9 protein-coding genes and 2 pseudogenes are annotated in these 10,897 nt (G+C 68.1%); 7 read left to right on the top strand and 4 right to left on the bottom strand.

Annotation, left to right across the window (positions count from 1 at the left end; all coding sequences use genetic code 11):
• Nucleotides 1–15 precede the first annotated feature (15 nt).
• Nucleotides 16–333, top strand: coding sequence for a DoxX family protein (locus ACH4VX_RS35330; RefSeq protein ID WP_398373404.1), 318 nt, complete (start codon nucleotides 16–18; stop codon nucleotides 331–333).
• A 431-nt stretch (nucleotides 334–764) separates the two neighbouring features.
• Here the strand turns inward: ACH4VX_RS35330 and ACH4VX_RS35325 are convergent.
• Both ACH4VX_RS35325 and ACH4VX_RS35320 read right to left on the bottom strand, forming a co-directional pair.
• Nucleotides 765–1,577, bottom strand: a pseudogene (locus ACH4VX_RS35325) (replication-relaxation family protein).
• 169 nt (nucleotides 1,578–1,746) lie between these two features.
• On the bottom strand, nucleotides 1,747–2,427 hold the full coding sequence (locus ACH4VX_RS35320; protein ID WP_398373401.1) for an NAD(P)H oxidoreductase: 681 nt from the start codon (nucleotides 2,425–2,427) through the stop codon (nucleotides 1,747–1,749).
• Nucleotides 2,428–2,535: 108 nt separating this feature from the next.
• On the opposite strand from ACH4VX_RS35320, the gene ACH4VX_RS35315 reads away from it, so the two are divergent.
• Nucleotides 2,536–3,504, top strand: coding sequence for an AraC family transcriptional regulator (locus tag ACH4VX_RS35315; RefSeq protein ID WP_398373399.1), 969 nt, complete (start codon nucleotides 2,536–2,538; stop codon nucleotides 3,502–3,504).
• 319 nt (nucleotides 3,505–3,823) lie between these two features.
• Here the strand turns inward: ACH4VX_RS35315 and ACH4VX_RS35310 are convergent, their stop codons facing one another.
• Nucleotides 3,824–4,465: a TetR/AcrR family transcriptional regulator gene (locus tag ACH4VX_RS35310; RefSeq protein ID WP_398373397.1), complete on the bottom strand. Its 642-nt coding sequence runs from the start codon at nucleotides 4,463–4,465 to the stop codon at nucleotides 3,824–3,826.
• Nucleotides 4,466–4,549: 84 nt separating this feature from the next.
• On the opposite strand from ACH4VX_RS35310, the gene ACH4VX_RS35305 reads away from it, so the two are divergent.
• The 4 genes and pseudogenes from ACH4VX_RS35305 to ACH4VX_RS35290 all read left to right on the top strand — a co-directional run bounded on the left by ACH4VX_RS35305 (nucleotide 4,550) and on the right by ACH4VX_RS35290 (nucleotide 7,284).
• Nucleotides 4,550–5,287, top strand: a complete 738-nt coding sequence (locus ACH4VX_RS35305; RefSeq protein ID WP_398373396.1) for an SDR family NAD(P)-dependent oxidoreductase — start codon at nucleotides 4,550–4,552, stop codon at nucleotides 5,285–5,287.
• A 74-nt stretch (nucleotides 5,288–5,361) separates the two neighbouring features.
• Nucleotides 5,362–5,586: pseudogene (locus ACH4VX_RS35300) on the top strand (DUF664 domain-containing protein); the annotation flags it as partial.
• A gap of 165 nt (nucleotides 5,587–5,751) precedes the next feature.
• Nucleotides 5,752–6,627 carry an IS5 family transposase gene (locus tag ACH4VX_RS35295; RefSeq protein ID WP_398373394.1) on the top strand — a complete coding sequence of 292 codons (876 nt, stop codon included), beginning with the start codon at nucleotides 5,752–5,754 and terminating at the stop codon, nucleotides 6,625–6,627.
• Nucleotides 6,628–6,801: 174 nt separating this feature from the next.
• Nucleotides 6,802–7,284: a GNAT family N-acetyltransferase gene (locus ACH4VX_RS35290; RefSeq protein WP_398373392.1), complete on the top strand. Its 483-nt coding sequence runs from the start codon at nucleotides 6,802–6,804 to the stop codon at nucleotides 7,282–7,284.
• Nucleotides 7,285–7,676: 392 nt separating this feature from the next.
• On the opposite strand, the gene ACH4VX_RS35285 is transcribed toward ACH4VX_RS35290, so the two are convergent.
• The gene (locus ACH4VX_RS35285; protein WP_398373390.1) at nucleotides 7,677–8,450 is read right to left on the bottom strand and encodes a calcium-binding protein; all 774 of its coding nucleotides are present in this window, start codon (nucleotides 8,448–8,450) and stop codon (nucleotides 7,677–7,679) included.
• 1,304 nt (nucleotides 8,451–9,754) lie between these two features.
• Here ACH4VX_RS35285 and ACH4VX_RS35280 point away from each other — a divergent pair.
• On the top strand, nucleotides 9,755–10,360 hold the full coding sequence (locus ACH4VX_RS35280; RefSeq protein WP_398373402.1) for a lytic polysaccharide monooxygenase: 606 nt from the start codon (nucleotides 9,755–9,757) through the stop codon (nucleotides 10,358–10,360).
• Nucleotides 10,361–10,897 lie beyond the last annotated feature (537 nt).

Here is a 10,897-nt window from a genome sequence, read left to right as displayed (position 1 = left end):
CCCTCCAAGCCTTCGATATCGCCTTCGACGGCCGCCTCACCGCGACCCAGCGGTAACAACCAACCCACGAGTTACACCACTCGCTGGACACACCCTACCCTGCCCGCCGTCAGGGCGCTGGGGACGGTCGAAACACTCGGCGCGGCCGGCCTGATCCTGCCACCGCTGACAGGCATCGCACCCTCGCTGGCGTCGGCCGCGGCCATCGGCTTCGTTCTCCTGCAGATTGGTGCGATCGCCGTTCACCTGACTGGTGAAGACCGCCGGATCGCACTCAACGTCGGGCTCACCGCCACCGCGGCCATGACCATCTGGCTGGCCACAGGGCTGTGACCGAGCACAGTTTTCGACCGATGACCGCGGCTGCAGGGCCGGCCGCCCCATGGCCGCTGTCACTTCTTGTGCACGCGGAACACTCCGTCGGCCATGTGCTGCTCGGTGAGGCGTACACCTGCTGTCGTAACTCGGGTCCTGACGCAGGTTCCTTGATGCGAGCGGGGGCGGCTCCCCATTGCGCCGCACTCGCCGTAGCTGACCTGCAAGGCAATTTCTGTCCCAGCTCGAAGACCGTCCGCATCAGTCGTCGTCACAGAGGTTGGGCCAGAACCGTAACTGGTGGACAAAGCCACAGGACGGAGGAGTTGCGCTTCGCCGATATTGAGCACCTGGAGTTCGAACTGTAGGTGTCCCCGCACACCACGCGAGTCCTGGGCCAGCGAGTCTGGGGGCTCTTGCCTATCTGCCGGCAGGGGCGGCCAGCAACGTCACAGGTCGTTCCAGGCGGACCTCGCCGCCGGGCAAGGGCGTCCAGACGTCTTGGGCGGGGCCATGTTGTTCGGGGTCCTCGAGGACGGAGGCTCCCAGCGGCGTCTCACGGGCGAGCACGGTGACGAGGGGGCGCTGGGCGGCCATTGCCTGCAGGTCGTTGATCCTGCCCTTCAGCCGGTACGGGAGACGCCGGTGAGGATGAACAGCAGGCGGGAGAAGACCGGATACCAGCGCATCCAGCCGGGCTCCGCGGCGGCACGCCTGCGCCGGCCGGCGGGCTGGGCCTCGTATTTGATGAGCGTGTGGTACATGACGGCGTCGGCCACCACCCGTTGTCCTTCGCCGATGGAGTGCGACACCTCGGGCGTCCAGTCCCAGGGGCCGTGCTCGTGCCCGAGCCGGCGGGCATCGGCGGCGAAGGCCAGATGGGCGCGCACCACGGTCAGGGTGCGCGCCGTCTTCAGCGACGCCGCCGTCGTGGAGGTGATCGGGCAGGGCGGCCGCCCCCGCAGGACGGGCAGGTTCCTCGTCAGGCGCGCGCCGTCGGGGGTGAGGTACCAGACGTGGGTGCGGGAGCGGTCCGGGCCGGGCAGCACCGTGTGGTCGACGAAGCCGTCGGAGCGCAGTTTGTTCAGGGCGCGGGAGATGAGCTGCCGTGTGCCGTCCGGGCGCAGCATCCGGCGCGGCCGGCCGGTGGTGGCGATGCGGTGACTGGTACCAAAACCGGCCGCCGGCCGTTTGGGAGGTCCGGTGCGGGCCGGCGCCGGCCGGTGTGCAGCCACCGTCCGGCGCCCGGCCGCGCTCCTGATCGGGTTCCGGCCTGGGCGGGCGGGAATGACCGCCATGCCGAGGGGTGACACCGGTGAGCGAGGGGGAGTGGAGGAAGACGCTCGCCATGCAGCGAGGACATGCGCAGCTTCGCCGTGGACCCGTACCGGGCTGGAAGCCGAACGCTCCTCGCTCACGTACGTATGGCGGTCAGGCTGTCACGAGTTCCTCGGCGAGGAACTTCTCCACGAACTCCTGTGCACGATGGTCGAAAGCCGCGTACTGCGCCTCTTGCTCGGCGCCCGTGACCGCGTCGCCGATCAGGAGATTACCTTCGGCGTCGACGCGCTGAGGGCGCTCCTCCGCGTCGGTGAGCAGGCCGACGGTGGAGCGGGAGAAGCCGCAGTAATAGGCGATGCCCTCGCTCAGGTTGGTCTCGAGGACGGTCTGCATTCCCTCCACGATGGGATCGTCGGCAGTGGCGCCGGCCAGGCCCAGCCACAGGATGCGCTTGCCGGCGAGGCGGGGCTTGCTGCGGCCGTAGGCGAACCCGTAGTTCCACACGCGGTCGATCCAGCCCTTGAGGATGGCGGGCACGCTCTGCCAGTACACCGGGAAGACGGCGACGACGGCATCGGCGTCGAGGACGCGCTGCATGTGGGCGTGCACTTCGTCCGAGTACCTCTTCTCCCGGTCGCCCCAGTCCGGCTGGTCCGCCACGTTCATCCGAGGGTCGAACCCCTCGGCGTGCAGGTCGAGCAGGTCGACGCGGTAGCCGGCGGCTTCGAGCCGGGCGGCGGCACGGCGGGCCGTGTGCGCGGTGAGGGAATCGGTGCGGTGGTGTGCGACGACGACGAGGGCTGTCCTGGCACGGCTGTCGTGCTGCGTCACGGTGTCTCCCGGCTGGTCTCGGTCGGTCTGATGAACGAGTCCAGTACAGCCGCGACGTTGTAGATGATCCATGGGAGAAACGCTTCGAAGCATAGGAGATCGTCTACGGTGTCTTTCATGGATCCTTTGAGTTCGCTGCTGAGCGGCATCCGGGCCGAGGGATCGGTCGTTAGCCACGCCGTACTGACGGTGCCCTGGACCATCCGCTTCGCCGATGCCACGCCGCTCACCATGATCAGCGTGCTGCGGGGTGGGGGCACCCTGCTGCTGCCCGACGGAACGGAACGAGCGATCGGAGCGGGTGACACCGCCATCGTGTGCGGACCCGAACCGTTCCACCTCGCGGACCACCCCGCCACCGTGCACAGCTTCCACGCCGCGTACGAGATCGCCTGTTTCACCGAGAGCGCCGAGTGCAGCGCCCAGGAACTCGGCGGCATCCACTGGGGAACCGACTCAGAGGAGGCGACCGCGCTGATCGTGGGCGCCTACCGCGCCTCGGGCCACCGCCACGAGCGGCTCCTGCGTGCCCTGCCGTCCGTCCTGGTGGTCAAGGAGGACGCCGAGGTCTGTGCCTGGCTGGAGACGGCCGCCGCCGACGCCGCCCATCACTCGGCCGGTTCGCAGGCGTTGATGGACCGGCTCCTCGACTGGGCTCTGGTGTGCACGCTGCGCAGCTGGTTCGACAAGGCGGGCGCCGACGCGCCCAGTTGGTACCGGGGCCTCGCCGACCCGGTCCTCGCGCCTGCCCTGCAGTCCTTCCACGACCGGCCCGCCGAACCCTGGACGGTGGCCTCCTTGGCCGCTCGAGCCGGCGTCTCCCGGGCGTTGTTCGCCAAGCGCTTCACCCGGCTGATGGGCCGCCCGCCCCTCACCTACCTCACCGAATGCCGCATGGACGAGGCCGAGGCGCTGCTGTCCGACACCGACCTCGGCATCGCCCAGATCGCCAGGTCCGTCGGTTATGCCGACGCTTTCGGCTTCAGCGCCGCGTTCAAACGCCACAAGGGCCTGAGCCCCAGCACCTACCGCGCCGCGGTGGCCGTGACAGGGCCGGGTTCTCTCGCGTTGAGATAACCGGCGGCGTGGTAGGCGAGGAACACGATCACCGCGCGTACCTACCTGCGGCGGCTGACAGGAGTTGCGCAAGGAGCCGCACGCCGAGGCTCGGAATGCTTGACGAGCGTCGGGTGGGAGCGGGCAGGGGGAGAGCGCGGGGGATGAGAACACCGCGAACACCTGCACCGCTCCCCATTCCCGACGCGGCCGCTGGAAGGCGGAGACATGAGGGAGCGTCCCTGAGACCGTGCGGAAGCGAGTTCCCGGCAGCCGGTTCACCGGGGGAGAAGAGGGCCAGGCACTGTCCGGTGGATCATGTGGCCGTGATGGCACCAAGTTAGTTCTCGCGGGCCGGACTGCGCCCGGTTGCGAGGCGTCTCTGCCCCTCGGGCATGGGCAGGACCGCCAGTGCGGTGTCTGCAATGTTCCGCAGCCTCTCCGGGGCCAGGCCGGCCTTGCCCACCGCCTCGATACCGCGGACCACCGTCAGTAGCAGTGCCGCCAGTTGCTCCGGATCGGCAGCGCTGTCAATGTCGCCGTGGCGCTGGGCGGCGCTGATCTCCGTCCGCAGCAGGGTCAGCAGTGCTGTCATGGTCTCGGCCGACCGTCCGGCGACCGTCGGATCGTGCTGGGCCAGTTCCGCCACGCCCTTGGCCAGCAGGCACCCGCGGCGCTCGGTGTCGGAGGCGGTGTTCTCCGCCATCAGGTGCACGTATCCCGACAGCCGGGCCAAGGCTTCTGCGTCCGGTCCACCTGCCAGCCGTCCTTCGGCCACCTCGACGACTGCAGTGCACCAGTCGCCAAACACACGGCGGAACAGCTTGCCCTTGTCGCCGAATGCACCGTACAGGCTGCCCTTGCCCAGGCCGGTCGCCTGGGCGATGTCGTCCATCCGGGTTCCTGCATAGCCGGTCGCCCAGAACTGTTCCCGGGCCTGCTCCAGGACTTGGCGTTCGTCGAATGCGCGTGGTCTCGGCATGATCTCAGCCTACCCATTCTTGACTCGATCGTCCATTACTGCCTAGGTTATGGACGATCCATTCCACAACTGAAGGGGTTCGACATGCCAGGCGTGCTGCAGGAGAAGGTGGCCGTGATCACCGGAGGGACCAGTGGGATCGGGCTGGCCATCGCCCACCGCTTCGTCCGGGAGGGCGCACGGGTCTTCGTGACCGGCCGGGACATCGACCGCCTCGAAGCGGCAGTCAAGGAGCTGGGCCCTGCGGCCGCCGGCGTACGATCCGACGTCTCGGTCCTGGCCGACCTGGACGCGCTCTACGCGCGAGTCCGCGAGGAGGCCGGACGCATCGACGTGCTGGTGGCCAACGCGGGAATCGTCGCGGACGCCGCGCTCGGTGCCCACACCGAGGCGAACGTCGACCTGACGCTCGCCGTCAACGTCAAGGGCCCACTATTCACCGTTCAGAAGGCGCTTCCGCTGCTGGCGGAGAACGCCTCCATCCTGGTTGTCGGCTCGAGCAACAGCGTGCGGCCCAATGAGCAACTCAAGGTCTACAGTGCCTCGAAGGCGACGGTGAGCAACCTCGTGCACAACTGGGCCAGGCAGTCGCGGGAGCGCCGGTTCCGGGTCAACGTGCTCAGCCCGGGACCCACGCGGACCCCTGGCCTGCTGGGCGCCGCGGGGCCGGACGCCGACCGGTTCGCCGAGGCCGTCGTGCCACTGGGGCGGCTGGCCGACGCCGAGGAAATCGCCGAGGCCGCCCTCTTCCTGGCTTCGGACGCCTCGTCGTTCGTCACCGGCGCCGAACTCTTCGCCGACGGCGGCTACACCCGGGCCTGAACGACGGCCGGTGGTGCGCATCAGGTTCCCCCGAAGCGATGGGGCGCGCTCCCGGCCGCGCGTGTGCGTCGTAGGAGACTCAGTGCGCCCGAAGCGACGAGATCGTGGCCGCGGCCTCTTTGGATGACGTCGGTCACCACCCCGGCTGCCGCTCCGGCAACGCCAACCTCCGCTGGATGCTCATTCATCTCGTCGAGGAGACCGGACGGCACGCGGGGCACGCGGACATCGTAAGGGAGCTGCTTGACGGGGCGAAGGGGTACTGCCGAGCGCGTCTCCTTGATCTGCTCGTCGGTTGACCGGATGCGTCTGTCCGGCGGGTGATCACTGATGCGATGTGGGACAGGATCGAGCCATTGATGCCGGCCGATCCGATATGCGGCACCCTGCGCACCACACTTCCAAGGGGCAGGCTCTAGGCCGTGTGTCGAAAGTGGATCTCGGACTGTGGATGATCACGGTTCATGGGTCGGGGAGATCTCACAGACGAGCAGTGGGCGGTGCTAGAGCCGCTGCTACCCAAGGGCACGAAGGCGGGTCGGCCACCTGTCTGGCCTCGGCGGCGGCTGATCGACGGCATACGTTTCCGGGTCCGGACCGGGGTGCCGTGGCGGGACGTGCCCGTTGAGTACGGGCCGTGGGGCCGGGTCTACGACTTGTTCCGCCGGTGGCAGCGGAACGGCGCCGGGCACCAGATCCTCACCCGGCTTCAGTCCCTGGCCGACGCGCAGGGTGCGATCACCTGGGACCTGAGCGTCGACTCCACGGTCTGCCGGGCGCATCAGCATGCGGCCGGGGCCCGCAAGCGGGGCGACCTGCAGAAGGAGGCGCCGGGCGGTGTGTTCACCGAGCCTGGAGATCACGGGCTCGGACGTTCACGCAGCGGGTTCACCACCAAGCTGCACTTGGCCGTCGAGCAGGGCCAAAAGCCAATGTCGATCGTGATCACGGCAGGACAGCGCGGCGACTCTCCGCAGTTCGAACCCGTGCTGGAGAAGGCCCGCGTGCCCCGCATCGGGCCTGGCAGACCACGCGTCCGTCCCCATCGGGTCCGCGCGGACAAGGCGTACGCCTCCCGCGGGAACCGCGCCTATCTGCGCCGCCGCGGAATCCGCTGCATCATCCCCGACAAGTCCGACCAGGCCCGCAACCGCCGGAAGCTCGGCTCCCAGGGTGGCCGACCACCGCACTTCGCCCCGGTCGACTACCGCGAGCGTCATGCGGTCGAGTGCGGGATCAACCGACTCAAGAGACACCGCGCTGTCGCCACGCGATACGACAAGCTCGCCGTCCGCTACGAAGCGACCGTACTCGTCGCGGCCGTCAACGAGTGGCTGTAATCGAAGTATTCGACATGCGTGCCGGCCACTACGATGCGGACCATGGAGTGTTTTCCCGCCTCTCGTACACGTCACTGAGGCCCTGCTCACTGCCAATCCTGTGGCCGGGAGCGGGCCGACCGATGCCCTTGTTCCGCCCGGGTATCAAGCCCTCAGCCTGAGAGGCACACTTCCATGCTCCTCCGCGCGTTCACCCAGCAGGACCTGGCACCACTCACCGAACTGACCATCGACACGTTCCGGCCGTTCTACGAGGACTCCTTCCGCCCACTGATGGGCGAGGCCGTCTTCGCCGTTCAGCACGGCAACTGGCGTAACGACTACCGCAAACAGGTCGCCGAACTCCACGCCCCCGAACGGCACACGTACGTCGCCGTCGCCGAAGCTGACGGCACCATCGTGGGCTACGTGGCATGGAGCGTCGCCCCGGTCCGCAAGAAGGGTGAGATCACGATCCTCGCCGTCTCTGCCCAGCATCGACGACACCACGTGGGCCGTGCACTGTGCGAGTACGCCTTCGAAGAGATGCGGGCGCTCGGCGCCGGGGTCGTCGAGATCGGCACCGGAGGAGACCAGTTCCACGCTCCTGCCCGAGCTCTCTACGAGGCGCTCGGATGCACACCTCTCCCACTCACTGTCTACTTCCGTCAGCTCTGATACCTCCCGGATGGGCGCCCCCGGGCGCCCCCGGGCGCTCATCCGGGTTCGGCAGTCGGCTACAGGCCCACTTTCGATACACGGCCTAGTGCTGTGACCGCATAGGTTCACCGGGGTGGGTCCCCGATCTGATGGACGCAGCGGCCCACCGCGATGATCCCCTGCTGGGTCTCTACGGGATCGGGTAGGCCGAGCAACGTGGAGACTCGCGCCCGCGCCGGCTGACAGGTCCGCCGGTCCGGTTCCGCCAGGTCACCTCGTGTCGTGCGGGGACCTGCCGTCTGCGGCGTTCGCGGTTGACGCGGCTCGGGTGGCGGGTCGCCGACGGCGGTGGCTCGGCACCCGCGACGCTGTTCGCGCGCGGGCCAGGGCCTTCGGGCACGGAGGCGCACTTACGGAAGGACGATGTTGCGGCCGGGTCCGCCTTCGAGGGCGTCCTTTCCGGTGCCACCGCAGACGAGGTCGTCGCCGCCTTCGCCGTCCAGTGTGTCGTTGCCGGGGCCGCCGAGGACGATGTCGCGGCCGTCCCCGCCCATGGCGTGGTCGTCGCCGAGGCCGGCGTACACGGTGTCGTCACCGCCGTAGCCCTCGATCATGTCGTCGCCCCGGCCGCCCCACATCTGCTGGTTGCTGCCGTCCCCCATCAGGTGGTCCATGCCGTCGCCGCCGTGCAGGGCTGCGGGTCCCATGACCATGTCGTTCCCCGCGTCACCCAGCACCGTGCGCGCGGTGTGAGCGTGCAGTTCGTCGTCGCCGGGGCCGCCGCTGACGGTGCCGATCCCGGGGGTGAAGGCGGCGATCGTGTCGTTGCCGTCGCCGAGGAAGACGTCGATCCTGTCGGGCCGGGGGCTGTCGGCGGGAAGTTCGCAGACCACGGAGGTGGTGTCCTCGGGTCTGGAGTACGCACAGTGGTCGCCCGGTTCGAGCGGGACCACGTCGCTGAAGCCGATCCGCCGGATCCCGTCGCTGGTGTACATGGAGAATATGTTGAGGTTGTTGATCTGTCCTCCAGCGGCGGTTAAGACGATCGACTGAGTCGCCCAGTCGGCTCCGACGCGGGCCTTTGCCTCGGCGGCGGTGGCGGCGGTTGCCGGGCCGGCGGCGAGGCCGGCGGTGAACAGGGTCACGACGGCGACCGCGCTGATGGTGGCTCGATTTCGGTTCATGAAATCTCATCCCGGTGGAGTGACGGTGGACCGACCTGTTTGACGTGGTGCTGCCGGGGACCGGGCGGACCCGGTCGTAGAGGCAGTCTCCCCTGCTGGTCCGGATCCGCAAGACCGCGAATTGACGCGGCGTCGTGGTAAGCCGATGTCTCTCCGTATGTGATGGTTGGGCTTCTTCGGTCAGGCATGTTCCCGGTGCCGTCGCGGCAGGGTCCGCTAGCTCAATCCTGGTTCAGCGAAGGTGGGTCGGCTGACGCAGTCGATGGTTGGCATTGCCGGAGGAGCGGAAGGCGGCTGCCCGGTGCGGGCGGAGGAACTTCGCCCTCGGGCGGAACGGATCGCGGCCGGATTCGCCGAGGTGGAAGCGGTGTTGGAGCGTCGGGTGATCGACCGGGAGGAGCTCGTCGAGGCCCTGGCCGCTCCGGACGTGGCGGGAGTGCCCGCTGCGGGTGCGCGGGACGGCATCGGCGGTGGCCGAAGAGGCCCTTGGCACGGGGGCTGTCGTGTCGCACTGGTACGAGGCGGTGACCGTGGAGGTGCTCGCGGTGAACTACCGACAAAACGTCGAGCTGGTGGCCGCTACGTGGGTGAGGGCGGAGGGCTCGGCGGGGGAACCATCATCAGGAGGAACTGGCGACGGCCGAGCCGCAGCCCATGCCGCCCGCTCACCACGGGGCAGCCCTGTCCGGAACAGCCGTGTCGGCAAACCTGGAACGAACCCAGGCGTGATCAGTCAGGCCTCTTCACCATGGCCTGGCTGACGGTCCACCGGGAAGTATTCCGGCACCTGGACCGCGAGCGTCCCGGGGCCGCGGCGACGGCCCCGGTGTGTGGGAGCGCACCGAGACTGATCCACGTCGCTGGCGGCTTCCCTCGCTACGGCATCCATACTCCAGTGCCGTCGGTTCAGATCCGAGGAGTGCGCACGTTCCCGCTGCGTGCCATATCGGGACCTGGAATTTCACGTGTTGTGGAACTGAACAGCCCTCACGCCAGAACCAGGTCCCGTCGCCATGCTGCGAACGCCCCTCCCTGGCATCGCCCCGCACATCGGTCCAGTCCGCATCCTCGCCTTCCGGTCCCGGGAACGGTTCTGACTCCCGGCTCACGGCAGATTCTCTGCTCGCCGCCCATCCCTGTAATCAACTCCGTTTGTTTCATTGACATTTCACTCAGAAAACGTACCGTTGGGAGCGCTCCCATAACAGTCTTGCAACTGGAAGGAGTTCCCCCACATGCGCAAACAGAATCCGTTGACCGGGCGTTCGCGGTCGTCCCTCCGCCGGCCTCTCCAGGCGCTCGTCATGGTGTTCGCCGTGGTTGTCGGCGCACTGGGCTGGTCGGCCCCCGCCCAGGCTCACGGCACCATCGTCAACCCCGCCTCCCGCGCCTACCAGTGCTGGAAAACGTGGGGCAGCAACCACACGAGCCCGACCATGCAGACCGAAGACCCTATGTGTTATCAGGCATTCCAGGCCAACCCCGACACCATGTGGAACTGGATGAGCGCGCTCCGCGACGGCCTCGGTGGCCAGTTCCAGGCACGGACCCCCGACGGGACGCTCTGCAGCAATAACCTCTCGAGGAACGCCAGCCTGAACAAGCCCGGGCAGTGGAAGACGACCAACATCAGCAACAACTTCACGGTCCAGCTGCACGACCAGGCGTCCCACGGTGCCGACTACTTCAGGGTCTACGTGAGCAAGCAGGGCTTCAACCCCAAGACCCAGACCCTGGGCTGGGGCAACCTCGACTTCATCACGCAGACCGGTCGCTTCGCCCCGGCGCAGGACATCAGGTTCAACGTCAACACCTCCGGCTACACCGGACACCACATCCTGTTCGTGATCTGGCAGGCCTCGCACCTCGACCAGGCCTACATGTGGTGCAGCGACGTGAACTTCGGCTGAGCCGGAGAGCGCCGCGCCCGACACCGGCCCCTGCCGGGCGCCGGTGACCCGCCGCCCGGCCGACCGAGCTCCGTCGGGGCAGGGGACCCGTTTGGTCACCCTGCCCCGACGGAGCTCCCTTCGCTCCTGGTGTGAACACCCGATCGCGCGGCAGTCGCACGGTAGCCGTCTCCCCACCGTCTCCTCGTACGACTCCGGCATTCAACGGCCATGGAGAACCCTCGGCACCGTCAGCCCACCGGGGCGTACCGCGCCGCCCGGCTGTCACGACCAGTCAGAGGTGAGGCCTGCGTCGACGACTTGAGAGCCTTTGGCCTGCGGGATCTCGACTAGGGCCGGACGACTCTCTGAAACGTCTGACCTGCTGCTTCTCTGATTTGAGGTCCTCTGACCTGGCACGCCGCAACTTGATCCGGACACACATCAACTGCTCTCGGACGTGAAGCGGGTGTGTCCAGTAGACGGCGGATCCAGTTTGCGTAGGGGTCAGTTGGCGGCCGGGGTGAGTCGGCCTTCGAAGGCGATCTGGAAGGCGTT

Origin of the sequence: Streptomyces sp. NPDC020731 (assembly GCF_044334705.1) — a bacterium.
GTDB lineage: Bacteria > Actinomycetota > Actinomycetes > Streptomycetales > Streptomycetaceae > Streptomyces.
Note: the sequence above shows the minus strand (reverse complement) of the source record. Positions and strands in the feature narration are given on the sequence as shown.

Excerpts from the sequence above, each read along its gene's own strand:
- ACH4VX_RS35290 (WP_398373392.1), top strand. The coding sequence starts at position 6,802 with ATGCTCCTCCGCGCGTTCACCCAGCAGGACCTGGCACCACTCACCGAA.
- ACH4VX_RS35285 (WP_398373390.1), bottom strand. The coding sequence starts at position 8,450 with ATGAACCGAAATCGAGCCACCATCAGCGCGGTCGCCGTCGTGACCCTG.
- ACH4VX_RS35295 (WP_398373394.1), top strand. The coding sequence starts at position 5,752 with ATGGGTCGGGGAGATCTCACAGACGAGCAGTGGGCGGTGCTAGAGCCG.
- ACH4VX_RS35280 (WP_398373402.1), top strand. The coding sequence starts at position 9,755 with ATGGTGTTCGCCGTGGTTGTCGGCGCACTGGGCTGGTCGGCCCCCGCC.
- ACH4VX_RS35310 (WP_398373397.1), bottom strand. The coding sequence starts at position 4,465 with ATGCCGAGACCACGCGCATTCGACGAACGCCAAGTCCTGGAGCAGGCC.
- ACH4VX_RS35305 (WP_398373396.1), top strand. The coding sequence starts at position 4,550 with ATGCCAGGCGTGCTGCAGGAGAAGGTGGCCGTGATCACCGGAGGGACC.